Here is a 19,008-nt window from a genome sequence, read left to right as displayed (position 1 = left end):
TGGGTCAGTCTTAGAAATTCGCTTCCAGCGAAACCGTTACGGTGCGGTCCAGGCCAACGATGTAGGCCGGGTCGCCATCGCGAAAACCGCTGTAGCTGGCCGCGTTGGTCTTGGTGGTGTACACGCCGTCCAGGTACTTCTTGTCGAACAGGTTGTCGACGTTCAGGCGCAGGGTCGCGTCCTTGACGACTTTCTTGTCCACCGGCAGGTAGATACCGGCGCCAAGGTTGAACACGGTGCGTCCGGAAATGGCTTCGTCGTTGGTCAGGTCGCCATAGAGCTTGCTGGTGTACTTGCCGCCGAAGGTGCCGTAGAAGCGCCCGTCGTCGTAACCAACGTTGGCCGCCAGCATGTTCTTGGGCACGTTGGCGAACTGCTTGCCGCTGGTGGGCAGCACGATGGGCTTGCCGGCGTTGTAGACGGTCATGTCGTCTTGCTGCTCGGCCTTGGTGTAGGTGTAGGAGGTGTAGTAGTTGAAGTGGTGGGGCAGTTGGCCGCTCCATTCCAGCTCCAGGCCTTTGTTGGTCACGGCACCGACGTTGATGTCGGCGGCGTCGCCGTTGATGTCTTTGGATGAGACCTGGCGGTTCTTGAAGTCCATGTAGAACAGGGTGGCGGCCAGGGTCATGTCGTCGCCGCTGTAGCGCCAGCCCAGTTCATGGTTCCAGCTGGTTTCCGGCTCGAGGTTGATCGAATCAACGCCCTTGTCGTAGAGCGCATAGTTCTGCGGTACGCGCATGTTTCGCGACAGGCTGTAGAACAGTTGGTCGCGCTCGTCCAGTTGGTATTTGAGGCCGACATTGGGCAGCAGTTTGTTATAGGTCTGGTTGCGTTTTTCCGGACGCTCGTTGAGGCTGCCGTGGTTGGTACCGTCCCGCTCGACGTTCATGTAGGCAAGGCCGGCGATGAAGGTCCAGTCCGGGTTGATGTACCAGGTGTCCTGGGCCCAGACCTTTTGCGCCGGGGTCACGGTGAAGCGGTCGCGCCCCTGGACCTGATTGCCGTTGGCATCGACGATGGCGCTGTTGGAATCCGGCCAGGTGTCCACCGGCTTGCCGTTGCTCTTTAGGGGAATGAACGGCTGGGTCTGGCTCTGGCGTGCGCGCTCGTACCAGTAGCCGAATTGCAGGCTGTGGTCGCCCAGGTCCCAGGTCAGTTTGGTGGTGATGCCCGGCCGCCAGGTTTGCGTGCGAGAAGGGCGGTAGTACACGCCGCTGTTCGGTGTGCCATCGGCGTTGTACTGGGCGGCGGTGGGTAGGTTGCCGAGGTCGAACACGCCACCCTGGTTGGAGCCACGGTTGAGTGCGTAGGCGGACGAGCCGACGCCGCTGCCGTTGCCCCAGTAGTAATACGGGATCACCGACAGCGCCAGGTTGTCGGCCAGTTTGAACTGGGTGTTGAGCACGGCGGTGAAGGTCTGGAACGGGTTCTGCGCCAGGGCGTAGTAGCTGTTGTATTTGCCGTTGCTGCCCACGCTCGGCGTGGCCGGGTAGGGATCGTACTTGCGGCCGTTCTGCTGGAACTGCGCCTTGGTCAACTGGCTATAACTGTTGTTGTCCTGCTCGTGGTACTTGAGGATCAGGTTGGCGGTGTTGCCGTTGCCGGCGTCGAAGAAGCTGTTCCACTCCACCTTGTCTGCACGCACCGCGCCTGAGCCACGCCACATCTGCCCTTCGGTATGGGACACCGACAGCCAGTTGCTCAGGCCGTTGATTTCACCGGTATTGAGGCGGGCGAAGGTCTTGCGCGTGGCGTTGCTGCCGACCACCTGTTTGACAAACGCGCCGGTTTCCTTGGTCGGGCGAATGGTCACGATGCCGATGTTGCCGCCACTGGAACCGATGTGCGGGCCATCGGCCTCCGAGGCACCCTGGGTGACGAAGATCTGGTCGATGTTTTCCGGGTCGCCCAGCAGGTTGGAGTACAGCGCGTAGTTACCGGAGTCGTTGATCGGCATGCCGTCCACCGACATGCCCACCTGGTCGGAGTTCATGCCGCGCATGGTGAAGCGAAAACCCGAAAGGCCGGTGTTGTCTTCACTGGAGATGTTCAAGCCTGGGGTGTACTTGAGCTTATCGATGGCATTGCCCGTTGCTGCCTGCTTGTCCAGTGCTTCCTTGGTCACCGTGGAGCGGCCCTTGATGCTTTCTTCCGGGACCATGTAACCGCCCCCTGCGCTCGCCTTGCCTTGTACCCCAATGGTGCCGACATCACTGTCGCTGGTCTCTGCCATGACCAGTCCCTGGCTCATGCTGGTCGCGGCAACGAGTGCCAGATGAATGCGGGTGAACTTCATCACTGTCGTCCTGATGTCGGGTGCTTATTGCACGCTGTAGTTGAAGGTGGCGGTGAAGCGCTGCTCATTGCGGCCCCCGAAGGCTTGTTCGGGGAACGGCTTGACTTGCTTGATGCGACGCAAGCTGTTGGTGGCGGCCCGGTTGAGCAACATGCTTGAGGCCTGAGTCTGCAAGCCGGAATCGAGCACACGGCCCTGGCGGTCCACCAGCAACCACACCACCACCTCGCCGCTGGGGCGTTCGAGCGACGCCTGGCGCCCGGTGGGGTACTGCTTGTAGGTGTCCAACTCGTTGCGTAAGCCTTTGAGGTAACCGCCTTCCAGGGCCTGGCCATCGACCTTCGGTGGCGCCGGTGGGGCGGGCGTCGGTGCCGTTTGGGCGACGGCGGCCGGGGCTGGCTTGGCGGCCACCGGTGGCGGCGTTGGCGCGGGCTTGGCGACCACGGGCGCCGGCTTGGGCACAGGTTTTGGCTTGGGTTTGGGTTTGGGTTCGGGTTTAGGCAGCGGCTTGGGCGGTGGCGGTGGCGCCGGCGCGGCCTCTTCCTCTTCTATTACCGGCGGTGGCGGTTCTTGTTCCACCACCGGTTCCGGTATGACTTCCGGTTCCGGCTCGACCAAGGCCAATTCGACCGCCGACTCGTCATACACCGGCTCGACCTTCAAGGTCTGGGACTGGATACCCAGTGCAATCAGCACCAGGGCGATCAGGGCCGGGACACTGCCCAGCAGCTGACGCGCACGAAACAGAACGTACATGATCAAGACTTACGCGTAGCAATGGACACGGAGGTGAAGCCACCCAGGCGCAGGGTGTCCATCACTTCCACCAGGCGCGAAACCTCTACGCCTTTGTCGCTGTTGACGATGATCGTCGACTTGGTGTCGGGCTTCTCGGCCGCCTTCAAGGCCGGCACCAGGGCATCCACCGTCAGGTCCTTGCCGTCCAGTTGCAACTGGCCTTCCAGGCCCAGGGTGAGGATGAATTTGTTTTGCGGTTTGAGCTGCTGCGAGCTGCTGGCGCTGGGCAATTGGGTCTTCATGCCGAGCGCGGGAATCACGTTCAGGCTCACCAGTACGAAAAACACCAGCAGGAACATCATCACGTCGATCATCGGGATCAGTTCGATGTGCGCCTTGCGTTTCTTGGGTTCGTCCCAGGTTCTCATTCCGTTACCCCGTTATTGAATTAGGGGCAACACGCTAGCAAGCAAAAATGACCGAATGGTTAACTTTAATTGACGGTTTAAAGGCTCTAGGACGGGGATTTCAGAAAACTTACCGGTCAGTTATGGCACGTAATGAAACTGACACTCGGGGCGGACATGCTTGAGAAATTTATCTTGAGAACCAGCGTCCATGGACACAGCATTGCCTCAATTGACTACCCCGCGGATGCTGTTGCGAGCATTGGAAATGCACCAGGCCCAGTTGCTTTTCACGCTCGCCAACGGCCCGAAAATTGCTGACAACACGGCGAATATTCCATCGCCCTACACTCTGGAAACCGCCGAGGATTTTATTGCAGGGATTGCCGATAAATACCGCACTGGTGAACTGCTGAACCTGGGGATGCATGTGCTGGGCACACACGAGTTGATTGGCATGGTCAGCCTGCGCATCAATGCTCGGCATCACTATGGGCACTTGGGTGGCTGGGTGGCGGCGCACTGCCGTAACCAGGGGTATGCGGCAGAAGCGGCAAGCGCGGTGATGGACTTCGGCTTCGGCGAGCTGGGGTTGCAGCGCGTGGGCAGCCAGTGCTTTGGTCGCAACAAGGAATCGGCGCGGGTCATGGAAAAGATCGGCCTGCGCTATGAAGGCTGCATGCGCCAAGCGTTTCTAAAGAACGGCGTGTATGAGGATTTGCTCGGGTTTGCCACCGTACGTGACGACTGGGAGCGCTGTCTGTGAGCGGCGGGGTAGACCACGACCGGCGCCGGATACTTGGCGGGCTGGCGGTCGCTACCGCGTTTTCGATCCTCAGCCCGTTTGCGCGCAGTGCCGGGGTGGATTATCCGTTCACCCTCGGCGTGGCTTCCGGCGACCCGTTGCCGGATGGCTTTGTGATATGGACGCGCCTGGCGCCGTTGTTCAACGCCGCGGATGGCCGTGGCGGCCTGAGTCGCTCAGTGCCAGTGCGTTGGCGGGTGGCCAGCGATGCGGCGATGACGCGTATTGTGAGGCAGGGGGAGGTGCTGGCGACGCAGCGTTTCGCTCACGCAGTGCATGTCGAAGTGGCAGGGCTGGCGGCGGACCGACCCTATTGGTACCAGTTTGAAGGGCTTGGTGCGCAGAGCGCGGTGGGCCAGTCGCGCACGACGCCAGCGCCGCACGCCATGGCCTCGGCCCGGTTGGGGTTTGTCTCTTGTTCGCACTGGGAACGCGGCTATTTCAGCGCCTACCGACACCTCGCCGCGGAGCAGCCCGACCTGGTGTTTTTCCTCGGCGACTATATTTACGACAGCTCCTACGCGGCGGATTCTGGCAAGGTTTTTCGTTCTCACGGCAGTGGCAATGCGCGAAGCCTGAGCGACTATCGCAACCGCTACGCGTTGTACAAGACCGATCCGGACCTGCAAGCCCTGCACGCCGCCGCACCCAGCGTGGCGACCTGGGACGATCATGAAGTGCAGAATGACTATGCCAACCGCTGGTCCCAGGATCCCAAGGTTGCGGTGGCGCAGTTTCTCCAGCAACGGGCGGCGGCTTACCAGGCGTTTTACGAACACATGCCCTTGCGCGCCAGTAGCGTGCCCAAGGGCGCGGACATGCGTATTTATCGACGTCTGGACTACGGCCGGCTTGTACGTTTCCATGTGCTCGACGGGCGTCAGTACCGTTCCGAGCAACCGTGCATCGCAGCCAATGGCAGCCACCAGGGGCATGTTGTCACCACCCCTTGCAGCAACTTGCGCGACCCCGCCCGCACGTTGCTCGGCTGGCAACAAGAAGCCTGGCTGGACCAGGGTTTTGCCCAGTCGAAGGCGCAATGGAATGTGATCGCCCAGGATTTGCTGGTGGCGCCGCTGATCCAGCGCGATCTCACCAACCACAAGCCGGGGCGCTGGACCGATGGGTGGGATGGCTACATGGCTAACCGCTCACGGATGCTGGCGTCGATTGTGCGCAATCGCGTGAAGAACCCGGTGTTCTGGGGCGGGGACATTCATTCGTTCTGGGCCACTGACCTGCATGCGAACGCCGACAACCCGGACTCGGCGGTGGTTGCCACCGAGTTCGTTGGCTCGTCGGTGACCTCCGACGGCCCACCCTATGACGCGTTCATGAAGATCATGCCGCTTAACCCCCATGTGAAGTTCTTCGACAGCCGCCAGCGCGGGTATGTGTCGGTGGAGTTGGCGGCCGACAGCATGTTGACGAATTTTCGGGCGATCAGTGACCCGCGTGACCCGGCGGCGACGGTGTCGACGTTGAAGTCGTTCGTGGTCGAGCCGGGCAGGGCTGGGGCGATTGCCGTCTAGCCTATTTCTCTGTGGCGCATCGGTCCACTGTGGGAGGGGGCTTGCTCCCGATAACGGTGGATCAGTTACAGGTAAGCTGACTGACACCCCGCTATCGGGAGCAAGCCCCCTCCCACATTAGTTTCAATTTCATAGCGCACCGACAATGCGCCCTTTTTCTCCGATAGCGCCAGGATCGTCACCTGGCCCAGCTCGCTCAACGCTTGCACATGAGTGCCGCCACAGGCGTAAGCCGGCAATTCACCGAAGCCGACTTCGCGGGTGCCTTCATCCAGCGTCATATGCCGTGGATAGTCAGCGGCGATCCACTGGTTGACCCATTGCTGGAGCGTTTGCGCATCCATGTCTTGCGCGCTTTGGCCACGGATAAAGGTGATCTTGCCTTCGCCTGGCCAGTGGTGGGCCTTGATCGGCATCCAGCCCAGACGTTCGCCGGCGTTGCCGATCAAATGGCCCGCCGAATGCAGGCGGCTGTGCAAGGCGCGACGCTGTGCGTCGACTCGTGCAATGGCCGGTCCAGGTTCCAGAGGTCTGTCGACGTAATGCACCACCTGTTCGGCTTCCTGCACGACCCGCAGTACCTGGCTATCGCCGAGCCAGCCGGTGTCGAACGGCTGGCCGCCGCCTTGGGGATGAAAAATCGTCGACTGCGCAATCACGGCGAATTGCTCTTCATGCGGGGTGCAACTGAGCACTTCCAGCTCGGCTGTCAGGTGGTCATGGGTAAAAAACAGGCGCTCGGTCATGGTCTACATCCGCATCAGGGTTCTGTGGGCAGTATAAATAGTGCGCAGATGAGTGATAATCCGCTCAATTATCAATGGACCTGTGCGTCATGAGCATCAATCTTCCTTTGCCGTTGTTGGGTGAAATGGCGATTTTCGTCAAGGTCGTGGAAGCCGGCAGCTTCTCTGAAGCGGCGCGGCAACTGAGCGTTTCACCTTCGGCTGTAAGCCGCAGCATTTCACGCCTGGAGCAGGCCCTGGCCACGCGCTTGCTGCAACGCACCACGCGCAAATTGCGCCTGAGCGAGGGCGGTGAAGAGGTGTTCAAGCGTTGCCAGGAGATGGTCAACGCGGCGCGCTCTGTGATGGAAATCAGTGGCCAGTTCAACCATGAAGCCGAGGGCCTGGTGCGGGTCAGCGTGCCCAAGGCCGTGGGGCGGTTCGTGGTGCATCCGCATATGCCGGAATTTCTGCGGCGCTACCCCAAGGTGGATGTGCAATTGATCCTTGAAGATCGGCATGTGGATCTGATCGACGACAATGTCGACTTGAGCATTCGTATCACTGACAGTCCACCTCCCGGCCTGGTCGGGCGCCAGCTATTGCCCATCGAACACCTGCTGTGCGCGACGCCGCAGTACCTGGCCGAGCATGGCACCCCATGCCATCCCCACGATTTGCTTGAACACAGTTGCATCTACCTGGGGGAAACCCCGGGCGATTCGCGTTGGAAATTTCGCCAGGCCGGCAAGGCGGTGACGGTTGGCGTACGCGGGCGTTATGCAGCGAACCACACTGGGGTGCGGTTGGATGCGGTATTGCAGCATGTGGGGATTGGCAGCTTGCCGTATTTCACGGCGCGGCATGCCATGGAGGCGGGGCAGTTGGTGCAGGTGTTGCCGGGGTGGGATTTTATTGCCTCGTACCATGGCGAGGCGTGGTTGCTGCATTCGCCGACGCGGTACCTGCCGCCGAAGTTGCGGGTCTTTATCGATTATCTGGTGGAATGCATGGCCAAGGAGCCAAAGCTAAATGTGGGAGGGGCTTGCCCCCGGTAGCGCTCTGTCAGTCACCCTTACGTTGACTGACCCACTGCTATCGGGGGCAAGCCCCCTCCCACATTTGAATCTCAGTGCTTGAAAAGTCAGTGCTTGCTCTGGTCCTGGGGCATGGCCAGCAGTTGCTTTTCCTGGTTCCAGTCGAACGGTTCGTCGTTCTGTTCGGCCTCATAGCGACGTTCTTCCAGGGCCTGGTACAGGTCCAGTTCTTCGTCGGGCATGAAGTGCAGGCAGTCGCCGCCAAAGAACCACAGCAGGTCGCGTGGCACCAAGTGTGCGATTTGCGGGTAGCGCAGGATGACCTGGCTCATCAGGTCCTGGCCCAGGTACTGGCTTTCGATCGGATCGATCGGCAACAGGGCGCGCAGTTCGTCGAAACGCTCCAGGAACAGCGAGTGGCTTTCCTCGGGTACCTGTTCGGCTTCGCCGACGGCAACCAGGATGCTGCGCAAGTGGTCGAGCAAGACGAGATGATCGGCAACGACGTTGGACACGAGATAAGTCCTCTAAAGCAAAAACGGGCGCGAGAGTATATGCCTCTCGCGCCCGTTTTTATATGACCGCCGGTATCAGCGGACTTTACCCTCAGCCTGCATCAGCTCTTCCTTGCTGAAATCATCCACGTCGATCACCTTGCGCCGTGCCGCTTCGGCATCGCGCAGGGTTTGCGCTTCACCCGGTTGCAGCACGCCGGCGTGCAGCGCGGCATCGATGGCAGACTCACCGGCAGTCGGTTTGACCTGCCCGCTTTTAAGCGCGGTATGCAGTTTTTTCTGCAACGGATGGCTGGCGCCGAGCAAATCGTAGGCATGTTGCAGGGCGCCTACTGGATCTTCCGCCGCTTGCGGGCGGTAGCACCCGGCCAGCAGTTCTTCCAGGGTCGGGTCGCCCTTGGCCCGACCGATCACCGCCGCCACTTCGGCATCCAGCGCATCGGACGGCCCGGTATGCCGACGCCCGAACGGGAATACGATTACCCGCAGCAGGCAGCCGAGTACCTTGTTCGGGAAGTTGCTCAGCAGTTCATCCAGTGCGCGTTCCGATTCACCCAGGCTCTCTTCCATGGCCCAGGCAAACAGCGGCTCCAGATGGTCTGGCGAATCCAGGTCGTGATAACGCTTGAGCGCTGCGGACGCCAGGTACATATGGCTCAGTACATCACCCAGGCGGGCGGACAAGCGTTCGCGGCGCTTGAGCTCACCACCCAGCAGCATCATGCTCAGGTCGGCCAGCAGGGCAAATGCAGCCGCCTGGCGGTTCAGGGCACGGAAGTAGCCCTGGCTCAAACGGTTGCCGGGGGCTTTTTCGAAATGGCCGAAGCCCAGGTTCAGCACCAGGGTGCTGGCGGCGTTGCTCACGGCAAAACCGATGTGTTGCATCAGCAGGCCGTCGAACTCTTTCAACGCCTGGTCATGGTCTTCGCGACCGGCCAGGGCCATTTCCTTGAGCACGAAAGGATGGCAGCGAATTGCACCCTGGCCGAAGATCATCAGGTTGCGCGAGAGAATATTCGCGCCTTCCACGGTGATGAAGATCGGCGCACCTTGCCAGCTGCGGCCCAGGTAGTTGTTAGGGCCCATGATGATGCCCTTGCCACCGTGCACATCCATGGCGTGGCTGATGCACTCGCGGCCACGCTCGGTGAGGTGATATTTGAGGATCGCCGACAACACCGAGGGCTTCTCCCCCAGGTCAACGGCATTGGCGGTGAGCATACGCGCGCTGTCCATCAGCCAGGCATTGCCGCCGATGCGCGCCAGGGCTTCCTGGATACCTTCGAAGGCTGACAGTGGCACATTGAACTGCTCGCGCACCTGCGCGTATTGCCCGGTCACCAGGCTGGTGAACTTGGCGGCGCCGGTGCCGACGGCAGGCAGGGAGATCGAACGGCCGACCGACAGGCAGTTCATCAGCATCATCCAGCCTTTGCCGAGCATCTCCTGGCCACCGATCAGGTATTCCAGGGGAATGAACACGTCCTTGCCGGAGTTGGGGCCGTTCATGAAGGCGGCGCCAAGCGGCAGGTGACGACGGCCTATTTCTACGCCGGGCGTATCGGTTGGAATCAGCGCGAGGCTGATGCCCAGGTCTTCTTCTTCGCCCAGCAAGTGGTCCGGGTCGTGGGCCTTGAACGCCAGGCCGAGCAAGGTCGCGACCGGGCCGAGGGTGATGTAGCGTTTTTCCCAGTTCAGACGCAGGCCGAGGGTTTCCTTGCCTTGCCATTCGCCTTTGCAGATCACCCCGGTGTCGGGCATGGCGCCTGCATCGGAACCGGCCAGCGGGCCGGTGAGGGCAAAGCACGGGATGTCGTCGCCACGCGCCAGGCGCGGCAGGTAGTGGTTGCGTTGTTCTTCGGTGCCGTAGTGCAGCAGCAACTCGGCCGGGCCCAGGGAATTGGGGACCATCACGGTGGACGCAAGGTCACCGCTGCGGGTCGCAAGCTTCATCGCAACCTGAGAGTGCGCATAGGCAGAGAAGCCCTTGCCGCCATACTCCTTGGGAATGATCAGGGCGAAGAATCCGTGGGTCTTGATGTGCTCCCAGGCCGCTGGCGGCAGGTCCATGGCTTGACCGATCTCCCAGTCGCTGACCATGGCGCAGAGTTCTTCGGTGGGGCCGTCGATGAACGCCTGTTCTTCTTCGGTCAATTGAACCTTGGGGTAGGCCAGCAATTTATCCCAGTCGGGGCGCCCGCTGAACAGTTCGCCGTCCCACCAGACGGTGCCGGCATCGATCGCATCGCGTTCGGTCTCGGACATCGGTGGCAGTACTTTCTGAAACCAGCTGAACAGCGGCTTGGTGAAGTATTGGCGGCGCAGGTCAGGCAGCAGCAACGGCGCGGCCACCACGGCGATGAGCACCCAGAAGATCAGCAGCAGCCAGCCCGGCGCGTGGCTCCAGGCGCCCATCGCCAGCAGGTAGACGGCGACCACGCCCAGGGCGGGAAGGGGGGCAGTTCGGCGGTGTGCCAGGTAGGCAATGCCGACCACCAGCACCAGTATCCACAACAACAGCATATGCAATCCTCCGTGAAACCAGGGGCGAAACCACCAGGGAGCTTAGTCCGCATCCGAACAAGCCGGGTGATCAGGGTGTTACAAGTTGTACTGGGGATACCCATCAGCAGGCGCCGACATTTGGCGTAATCGTCGTTATCTCTGTGGCAGGCCTGTCGTTAAACTCCAGGCTCACTTCGGAGATCAAGCTTATGAATGCGTACTTGAGTCCCAGCCGCTTCATCGATAGTGACCACCCTGCGGTGGTGGAGTTCGCCGAAAAACATCGCGGAACCCGCACGGATTTAAGTGACCAGGCAGTCAGTCTTTATTACGCCGTACGTGAGGCGATTCGCTACCACCCCTACACCTTCAGCCGCGACCCCAATACATTGAATGCCAGCTTCGCCCTGGCTGCCGGCGAAAGTTATTGCGTGCCCAAGGCCACCTTGCTGGCCGCCTGCGCCCGTCACTGTGGCATCCCCGCGCGCATTGGCTTGGCAGACGTGCGCAACCACCTGTCCACACCGCGCCTGCTTGCCCTGCTCAAAAGTGACGTGTTCGCCATGCACGGTTATACCGAGCTGTACCTGAACGGTCGCTGGGTCAAAGCGACTCCGGCGTTCAATCAGCAACTGTGCGACGTGTTTGATGTGCCGCCACTGGAATTCGATGGCTTGCATGACAGTGTCTTCCACGCGTTCAATCGCCAGGGCCGTCGCTCAATGGAATATGTGGTGGATCACGGGCAATTTGCTGACGTCCCCGAGGCATTCTTTTTCGCGCATATCCGCCAGTGTTACCCGCACTTGTTTGCCGACAATGCGCCGACCCTGCTGGGCGATCTGCAGGGCGATTTAAGCCGTGGCTGATCCGGCGTATGCTGCTGCCTTCATCCAGCCAAGTTCATCCACAATAAGGCGCGGTCATGCTGAAAATCTGGGGTCGTAAAAATTCATCAAACGTCAGGAAAGCACTGTGGTGCGCCGAGGAGCTCGGCCTGGACTATGAGGCAATTGATGCGGGCGGGGCTTTTGGTGTGGTCGACACCCCGCAATACCGGGCGCTGAACCCCAATGGCCGGGTGCCGATGATCGAAGATGGCGATTTTGTGCTGTGGGAATCCAACACCATCGTGCGCTACCTGTGCGCCAAACAGGCATCGGACTTCTACCCCAGCGACCTGCAAGCCCGGGCCAATGCCGAAAAGTGGATGGACTGGACCACCTCCACGCTCGCCGACCCGTTCAAGGCGGTGTTCTGGGGGATCGTGCGCACCCCGGCTGACAGGCAAAACTGGGACAGTATCAATGCCGGGCGCCAAGCCTGTATCGACGCGCTCAAAACCGTCGACCAGGCCCTTGCCGAGCAACCCTACCTGTCCGGTCAGGCGTTCGGCATGGGTGATATCCCTCTGGGTTGCTTCATCTATGCCTGGTTCGAGATGCCCATCGAGCGGCCGGCCATGCCCCATCTGGAGGCCTGGTACCAGCGCCTGCAACAGCGCCCGGCGTATCGCAAAGCGGTGATGACCGCGTTGACTTAATACACACTATTAATACGGGTGACTGTACTTGTGCGGCATGGGCAAGCACCATGCCTGCATTGCATCGCCGGTTGAACTACCTGCGCTGCGCCCTCATCTATTCTTTCTATTCCCTTCTTTGGTGCGTATTCCGATATGAGTTCCGCTCTGTCCATCCGGCAGCTAACCAAAACCTACGGCAACGGTTTCCAGGCCCTGAGTGGTATCGATCTGGACGTCGCCGAAGGTGATTTCTTCGCCTTGCTCGGCCCCAACGGCGCCGGCAAATCCACCACCATCGGCATTCTCTCCACCCTGGTCAACAAGACCAGCGGCACGGTGAACATCTTCGGCCACGACCTGGACAAGTCCCCGGCGGCGCTCAAGCGCTCCATCGGTGTGGTGCCCCAGGAATTCAATTTCAACCAGTTCGAAAAGACCTTCGACATTGTCGTGACCCAGGCCGGCTATTACGGCATCCCGGCGAAAATCGCCAAGGAACGCGCCGAGCAGTACCTGACCCAACTGGGCCTGTGGGACAAGCGCGATGTGCCTTCGCGCTCGCTGTCCGGTGGCATGAAGCGGCGTCTGATGATCGCCCGTGCGCTGGTGCATGAGCCGCGCCTGCTGATCCTCGACGAACCCACTGCAGGTGTAGACATCGAACTGCGTCGCTCGATGTGGGCCTTCCTCACCGAGCTGAACGAGAAGGGCATCACCATCATCCTCACCACCCATTACCTGGAAGAGGCTGAGCAGTTGTGCCGCAACATCGGCATCATCGACCACGGCACCATTGTCGAGAACACCAGCATGCGCAACCTGCTGGGCCAGTTGCATGTGGAAACCTTCCTGCTCGACCTGAAGAACAATCTGTCGGTGGCGCCGCACCTGCTGGGTTACCCAAGCCGCCTGGTAGATAGCCACACCCTGGAGGTGCAGGTGGACAAAGCCATGGGCATCACCGCGCTGTTCACCCAGTTGGCGACTCAGAACATCGAAGTGTTGAGCCTGCGTAACAAAACCAATCGCCTTGAGGAGTTGTTTGTGTCCCTGGTGGAGAAAAATCTGGCGAAGGTGGCGGTATGAGTTCCGAACTGCAACCCAACCTTGTCGCGCTGCAAACTATCGTTTATCGCGAAGTGAAACGCTTTACCCGGATCTGGCCGCAGACCCTGCTGCCGCCGGCGATCACCATGGTTCTGTATTTCGTGATCTTCGGTAACCTGATTGGCCGGCAGATTGGCGACATGGGCGGTTTCACCTACATGGAGTACATCGTGCCGGGCCTGATCATGATGTCGGTGATCACCAACTCCTACGGCAACGTGGTCTCCAGTTTCTTCGGCAGCAAGTTTCAGCGTTCCATCGAAGAACTGATGGTCTCGCCGGTGTCACCGCACACCATCCTGATCGGCTATACGCTGGGCGGTGTGCTGCGTGGCCTGATGGTCGGGGTGATCGTGACGTTGCTGTCACTGTTCTTTACCCACCTGCAAGTGCATCACCTTGGGGTCACCATTCTGGTGGTGGTGCTCACGGCGACGATTTTCTCGCTGCTGGGCTTTATCAACGCCGTGTTCGCGCGCAACTTCGATGATATTTCGATCATCCCGACGTTCGTGCTGACGCCGCTGACCTACCTGGGCGGGGTGTTCTATTCCATTACCTTGCTGCCGCCGTTCTGGCAGACCGTGTCGCTGGCCAACCCGGTGCTGCATATGGTCAACGCCTTCCGCTACGGCATTCTGGGCGTGTCGGATATCAAGATCAGCGTAGCGATCACCTTTATGATCGTGGCGACCGTGGTGCTGTATATCGGTTGTGCGCGGCTGCTGGTGAGTGGGCGCGGGATGCGTACATAAGTACTGAGCTTAATGCAGTAAAAATGTGGGAGGTTTTTAGTTTTTCAGGGCCAGCTCTATCAGGGCATGCAGTTCTTCTACCGCCAAAGGCTGGGCCGAAAACAGAATACGAAACACCGTCGGCGCCGCCAGCAGGTTGATCAGTTGGTCCACGCTCGGTGGCGCTGATAGCGGATAGCGATCAATAATCACCTGTAACTGCCCGCTCAGGATGCTCACGCAATACCCCGGCGTCGGGCTGCTTTGCACGTCGCGCATCATATTGCGGCCTACGTCCGAACTCATCTCATCCAGGTATTGCTCGGCCCAGGCTTGCAGGTCGCCGCGCAGGCTACCGGTGTTGGCCGGTTCGGTATCGGGGCGCATACGTGCCAGGGCGACGTCGGCGAGCAGTACTGACAGGTCGCCCCAGCGCCGGTAAATGGTCGACGGCGTGACGCCGGCGCACGCCGCAATCATTGGCACGGTGACACCGGAACGCTCATGGGTTTCCAGCAATTGGCGCACCGCCCTGTGGACGGATTCTTGTACCCGGGCACTACGGCCCCCCGGGCGGAGGCCTTCTTTGATTGCCATGGGTAAAACCTTAACACAAAGAATTTGCTTTAAGCGCCAGCGAGTAGCACACTCCACAAAAGCAAAATATTAGCTTTAGCGGAGCGTGCCCATGATCAGCGTCATTTCACAGCGGTCCAGCCTGACGTTCCTCGTGATCACAGTGTTGACCTTTCTCGCCGCCTCCAGCGCGCCGACGCCGTTGTACCAGGTGTATCAGGACAACCTGCATTTTTCGGCCGCGATGCTGACGGCTATCTTTGGCGTCTATGCCCTAAGCCTGTTGGCGGCGCTGCTGACGGTGGGCTCGCTTTCCGATTACCTGGGGCGCAAGCCGGTGATCTTTGCCGCGTTGCTGCTGAATATCGTGGCGATGCTGCTGTTTATCAACGCGGACAGTACGGCCTATCTGCTCGCTGCCCGTGCATTACAGGGTTTTGCGACCGGTACTGCCACAGCGGTGCTGAGTGCGACGCTGCTCGATACTGACCGGGTGCGCGGCCCGATGCTCAACAGTCTTGCGCCGATGCTGGGCATGGCCAGTGGCGGGCTGGGCAGCGGTTTGCTGGTGGAGTACGCACCACGGCCGACGCAATTGATCTATCTCACTCTGCTGGGTTTGATGGTGCTGCAGGCCGTGTATGTCTGGCGGTTGTCCGAGACGGTCAGTCGTATACCGGGGGCCTTGAAGTCCCTGGCGCCCACCCTGCATGTGCCACCGCAAGCGCGTCGGGCCCTGTGGTTGGCGATGCCGTTGAATGTGGCGGTGTGGGCGCTGGGTGGGTTCTTTTCTTCTTTGGCGCCTTCGCTGGTGCGGGTCGCCACCGGGTCGACCTCGCATTTGATCGGCGGGGGGCTGGTCGCGGTGGTCACGTTAAGCGGCGCGGTCATGATCTACAGCCTGCGCAACCGTGCAGCTGACAAGGTCATGCGCCTGTCGGCGGTGCTGATGGCCATTGGCGTGAGCCTGTTGTTGGTTGCCGTGCAGACGGCCAGCCTGTGGTTGTTCTTTGTCGCCAGTGTAATCGCCGGCTTTGGTTTCGGCGGCGGCTTTATGGGCAGCGTGCGCAGTATCGTCGGGTTGGCGTTGCCCCATGAGCGTGCGGGGTTGATGTCGGCATTCTACGTACTGAGCTACCTGGCCTTCTGCGTACCGGCGTTGGTGGCGGGCAATCTGAGCCGGGAGTTTGGCCTTGTCGTCACCACCGATGGCTACGCTGCGGTCCTCATCCTGTTGGCGTTGGGCGCTCTGGGCGGGCAGTTAGGGCAGGGCTCTGCGCGGAGCCGTGCAGCTGCGTAGGCAAGGCATATATCTATAAAGTAGATAACAGTTAGAGATATTACCCGTTATATAGATATTCATTCAGGTTCTACCATGGCCTCAACCTCATGCGAGGAAGAGGATCAAATCATGACCTGCTCGACCACCCACCGTTACAAACCTTTCAGCCACCTGACCCGTCCCCGGGAAGTGATCCGCCAGTTCACCCCGAACTGGTTTGCCGCCACCATGGGCACCGGGGTGTTGGCACTGGCCCTGGCTCAGTTGCCGGTCACTTTGCCAGGCTTGCACGCTGTCGCTGAAGGCCTGTGGATGTTCACCATCGGCCTGTTCGTGTTGTTCAGCGTGTTGTATGCCGCCCGTTGGTTGATGTTTTTCCACGAGGCGCGGCGCATTTTCGGGCACTCCACGGTTTCGATGTTCTTCGGCACCATCCCCATGGGGCTGGCGACCATTCTCAACGGATTGCTGTTGTTCGGCCTGCCACGTTGGGGCAGTGATGTAATCCCGTTGGCCGAAGCCCTGTGGTGGCTGGACGTGGTCATGGCCCTTGCCTGCGGCGTACTCATCCCGTTCATGATGTTCACACGCCAGGAGCACAGCATCGACCAGATGACCGCCGTCTGGCTGTTGCCCGTGGTGGCGGCCGAAGTGGCGGCGGCCAGCGGCGGCTTGCTCGCGCCGCACCTGGCCGATGCCCATTCGCAACTGGTGATGCTGGTGACCAGCTACGTACTGTGGGCGTTTTCCCTGCCGGTGGCGTTCAGCATCCTGACCATCCTGATGCTGCGCATGGCTTTGCATAAGTTGCCCCACGCCAATATGGCGGCGTCGAGCTGGTTGGCGCTGGGGCCGATTGGTACCGGTGCCTTGGGCATGTTGCTGTTGGGGGGCGATGCGCCGGCGATCTTCGCCGCCAATAGCCTGGAGAATGTTGGTGAAATGGCCCATGGCCTGGGCCTGATTGCAGGTATCACCCTATGGGGTTTTGGCCTGTGGTGGATGTTGATCGCCGTGCTGATCACCCTGCGTTACCTGCGCGCCGGAATCCCGTTCAACCTCGGCTGGTGGGGCTTTACTTTCCCGTTGGGGGTGTATGCCCTGGCCACGCTGAAACTGGCGAACGTGTTGCATTTGGGGTTCTTCAGCATCTTTGGCAGTGCGCTGGTGGTGGCGTTGGCGTTGATGTGGCTGATCGTGGCCAAGCGCACCGTGCAGGGGGCTTATAAAGGCGAGCTTTTTGTTTCGCCCTGCATTGCAGGACTAGCGAATAAGTAAGCAGGATTAGGTAAAGTCGTGGCCTGATAAATAAAGGCCACGCAGGAACACGGACGACGATGAGCCATCCTTCCCAATTCACCTTGCTGCGCACGCGGCGTTTCTTGCCGTTTTTCATCACCCAGTTGCTGGGCGCGTTCAACGACAACATCTTCAAGCAATCGCTGATCCTGGCCATCCTTTACAAGCTCAGCATCGAGGGCGACCGCTCTATCTGGGTCAACCTGTGTGCGTTGTTGTTTATCTTGCCGTTCTTTTTGTTCTCGGCATTGGCCGGACAGTTTGGCGAGAAATTCAACAAGGACGCGTTGATCCGTGCGATCAAGATCGGCGAGATCGTGATCATGGCCGTCGGCGCGGCGGGCTTCCTGACCAATCATCTTGAATTGATGCTGTTGGCGCTGTTTGCCATGGGCACCCACTCGGCGCTGTTCGGCCCGGTCAAATACTCGATCATGCCCCAGGCATTGCACGACGATGAGCTGGTCGGCGGTAACGGCCTGGTGGAAATGGGCACGTTCCTGGCGATCCTGGCCGGCACCATTGGCGCCGGGGTCATGATGTCTTCCATCCATTACGCGCCGGTGGTGGCGGTGGCGATTGTCGGCGTGGCGGTGCTGGGCTACCTCGCCAGCCGCAGCATCCCGCGCGCGGCAGCTTCGACGCCGCAACTGCGCCTGGACTGGAATATCTTCACCCAGTCCTGGGCGACGTTGCGCATGGGCCTGGGGCAGACGCCGGCGGTGTCGCGCTCCATTGTCGGCAACTCGTGGTTCTGGTTTGTCGGTGCGATCTATCTCACGCAAATCCCGGCGTACGCCAAGGAGTGGTTGTACGGCGATGAAACCGTGGTGACCCTGATCCTCACCGTGTTCTCCGTGGGCATCGCCCTGGGCTCGATGCTCTGCGAAAAGCTTTCCGGGCGTAAGGTGGAAATCGGCCTGGTGCCGTTCGGCTCGTTTGGCCTAACGGTGTTCGGCCTGCTCCTGTGGTGGCACTCCGGCGGCTTCCCGCAGAATGTCCAGGCCAACGATTGGCTCGCGGTGCTCAGCTACGGCCAGGCCTGGTGGGTGTTGTTCGATATCCTCGGCCTGGGCGTGTTCGGTGGCTTCTATATTGTACCGCTGTATGCGCTGATCCAATCGCGCACCGCCGAGAACGAACGGGCACGGGTCATCGCGGCCAACAACATTCTCAACGCATTGTTCATGGTGGTCTCGGCCATCGTTTCGATCCTGCTGTTGAGCGTGGCCAAGCTGTCGATCCCCGAGTTGTTCCTGGTGGTTTCGCTGCTCAATATTGCGGTCAACACCTACATCTTCAGGATCGTCCCCGAATTCACCATGCGCTTCATGATCTGGCTGCTCAGCCATTCCATGTACCGCGTGGAACATCGCAACCTGGAGGCCATTCCGGATGAAGGCGCGGCGTTGCTGGTGTGCAACCATGTGTCGTTTGTCGATGCGCTGTTGATCGGCGGCGCGGTGCGTCGGCCGATTCGCTTTGTCATGTACTACAAGATCTACCGTTTGCCGGTACTCAACTTTATCTTCCGCACCGCCGGGGCGATTCCGATTGCCGGGCGCCATGAAGATATGCAGATCTACGAACAGGCGTTCGCGCGGATTGCCCAGTACCTCAAGGATGGCGAGTTGGTGTGCATCTTCCCGGAAGGCAAGCTGACAGCCGATGGCGAGATCAATGAATTTCGTGGTGGGGTGACGCGCATTCTGGAGGAGACACCGGTGCCGGTGATTCCGATGGCGTTGCAGGGGCTGTGGGGGAGTTTCTTCAGTCGCGATCCGCACAAGGGCTTCTTCCATCGGATCTGGTCGCGGGTGGTGTTGGTGGCGGGTGAGCCGATTGCTGTGGAGGCGGCAACGCCAGTGCAGTTGCAGGCAGTAGTGGGTGGTTTGCGGGGGAGTGTCAGGTAGTTTTCCGTTGTT

At 60.3% G+C, this 19,008-nt stretch carries 17 protein-coding genes; 10 read left to right on the top strand and 7 right to left on the bottom strand.

What is annotated here, in order from left to right; all coding sequences use genetic code 11:
- Positions 1–10: 10 nt before the first annotated feature.
- The 3 genes from QMK52_RS25470 to QMK52_RS25460 are packed head-to-tail and all read right to left on the bottom strand — an operon-like array spanning position 11 to position 3,462.
- Complete coding sequence (locus QMK52_RS25470) at positions 11–2,296, bottom strand: TonB-dependent receptor (RefSeq protein WP_320403622.1); 2,286 nt, start codon at positions 2,294–2,296, stop codon at positions 11–13.
- Positions 2,297–2,320: 24 nt separating this feature from the next.
- The gene (locus QMK52_RS25465; RefSeq protein ID WP_005786668.1) at positions 2,321–3,052 is read right to left on the bottom strand and encodes an energy transducer TonB; all 732 of its coding nucleotides are present in this window, start codon (positions 3,050–3,052) and stop codon (positions 2,321–2,323) included.
- 2 nt (positions 3,053–3,054) lie between these two features.
- Positions 3,055–3,462: an ExbD/TolR family protein gene (locus QMK52_RS25460; RefSeq protein ID WP_005786670.1), complete on the bottom strand. Its 408-nt coding sequence runs from the start codon at positions 3,460–3,462 to the stop codon at positions 3,055–3,057.
- A gap of 190 nt (positions 3,463–3,652) precedes the next feature.
- On the opposite strand from QMK52_RS25460, the gene QMK52_RS25455 reads away from it, so the two are divergent.
- Positions 3,653–4,207 (top strand): GNAT family N-acetyltransferase, encoded by a 555-nt coding sequence (locus QMK52_RS25455; RefSeq protein WP_005786672.1) that lies wholly within the window; start codon positions 3,653–3,655, stop codon positions 4,205–4,207.
- Entirely contained in the window at positions 4,204–5,778 is a 1,575-nt protein-coding gene (locus QMK52_RS25450) for an alkaline phosphatase D family protein (protein ID WP_194440380.1), read from the top strand. Before QMK52_RS25455 ends, QMK52_RS25450 begins: the two co-directional genes overlap by 4 nt.
- A 65-nt stretch (positions 5,779–5,843) precedes the next feature.
- Here the strand turns inward: QMK52_RS25450 and QMK52_RS25445 are convergent, their stop codons facing one another.
- Positions 5,844–6,524, bottom strand: a complete 681-nt coding sequence (locus tag QMK52_RS25445) for an alanyl-tRNA editing protein (protein WP_194440381.1) — start codon at positions 6,522–6,524, stop codon at positions 5,844–5,846.
- Between the two features lie 89 nt (positions 6,525–6,613).
- Between QMK52_RS25445 and QMK52_RS25440 the strand changes: the two genes are divergently transcribed.
- Positions 6,614–7,561: a LysR family transcriptional regulator gene (locus QMK52_RS25440; protein WP_194440382.1), complete on the top strand. Its 948-nt coding sequence runs from the start codon at positions 6,614–6,616 to the stop codon at positions 7,559–7,561.
- Between the two features lie 86 nt (positions 7,562–7,647).
- On the opposite strand, the gene QMK52_RS25435 is transcribed toward QMK52_RS25440, so the two are convergent.
- Together QMK52_RS25435 and QMK52_RS25430 are read right to left on the bottom strand one after the other, a co-directional pair.
- Positions 7,648–8,055: a PA2817 family protein gene (locus QMK52_RS25435; protein WP_003190109.1), complete on the bottom strand. Its 408-nt coding sequence runs from the start codon at positions 8,053–8,055 to the stop codon at positions 7,648–7,650.
- 75 nt (positions 8,056–8,130) lie between these two features.
- Positions 8,131–10,578, bottom strand: coding sequence for an acyl-CoA dehydrogenase (locus QMK52_RS25430; protein ID WP_005786682.1), 2,448 nt, complete (start codon positions 10,576–10,578; stop codon positions 8,131–8,133).
- Positions 10,579–10,769: 191 nt separating this feature from the next.
- Here QMK52_RS25430 and QMK52_RS25425 point away from each other — a divergent pair, with 191 nt between their 5' ends.
- From QMK52_RS25425 to QMK52_RS25410, 4 genes are all read left to right on the top strand, one after another.
- Positions 10,770–11,429: a transglutaminase family protein gene (locus QMK52_RS25425; RefSeq protein WP_320403621.1), complete on the top strand. Its 660-nt coding sequence runs from the start codon at positions 10,770–10,772 to the stop codon at positions 11,427–11,429.
- Positions 11,430–11,485: 56 nt separating this feature from the next.
- Positions 11,486–12,103, top strand: coding sequence for a glutathione S-transferase family protein (locus QMK52_RS25420; protein ID WP_005786686.1), 618 nt, complete (start codon positions 11,486–11,488; stop codon positions 12,101–12,103).
- Between the two features lie 135 nt (positions 12,104–12,238).
- Complete coding sequence (locus QMK52_RS25415) at positions 12,239–13,171, top strand: ABC transporter ATP-binding protein (protein WP_005786687.1); 933 nt, start codon at positions 12,239–12,241, stop codon at positions 13,169–13,171.
- Positions 13,168–13,947, top strand: coding sequence for an ABC transporter permease (locus tag QMK52_RS25410; RefSeq protein WP_005786689.1), 780 nt, complete (start codon positions 13,168–13,170; stop codon positions 13,945–13,947). The genes QMK52_RS25415 and QMK52_RS25410 overlap by 4 nt, the downstream gene beginning before the upstream one ends.
- 36 nt (positions 13,948–13,983) lie before the next feature.
- On the opposite strand, the gene QMK52_RS25405 is transcribed toward QMK52_RS25410, so the two are convergent.
- The gene (locus tag QMK52_RS25405) at positions 13,984–14,523 is read right to left on the bottom strand and encodes a TetR/AcrR family transcriptional regulator (protein ID WP_320403620.1); all 540 of its coding nucleotides are present in this window, start codon (positions 14,521–14,523) and stop codon (positions 13,984–13,986) included.
- Positions 14,524–14,614: 91 nt separating this feature from the next.
- Here QMK52_RS25405 and QMK52_RS25400 point away from each other — a divergent pair, with 91 nt between their 5' ends.
- The 3 genes from QMK52_RS25400 (at position 14,615) to QMK52_RS25390 (ending at position 18,996) form a co-directional block, all read left to right on the top strand.
- Positions 14,615–15,802, top strand: coding sequence for an MFS transporter (locus QMK52_RS25400; RefSeq protein ID WP_320403619.1), 1,188 nt, complete (start codon positions 14,615–14,617; stop codon positions 15,800–15,802).
- Positions 15,803–15,913: 111 nt separating this feature from the next.
- Positions 15,914–17,062: a TDT family transporter gene (locus QMK52_RS25395; RefSeq protein WP_320403618.1), complete on the top strand. Its 1,149-nt coding sequence runs from the start codon at positions 15,914–15,916 to the stop codon at positions 17,060–17,062.
- Between the two features lie 59 nt (positions 17,063–17,121).
- A complete protein-coding gene (locus QMK52_RS25390; RefSeq protein ID WP_005786697.1) occupies positions 17,122–18,996 on the top strand; it encodes an MFS transporter in 1,875 nt (624 codons plus the stop codon).
- Positions 18,997–19,008: the final 12 nt, after the last annotated feature.

The organism is Pseudomonas sp. P9_2, from assembly GCF_034008255.1.
GTDB classification, from domain to species: Bacteria; Pseudomonadota; Gammaproteobacteria; order Pseudomonadales; family Pseudomonadaceae; genus Aquipseudomonas; species Aquipseudomonas synxantha_A.
This window is presented reverse-complemented; position numbering and strand designations above follow the sequence as displayed.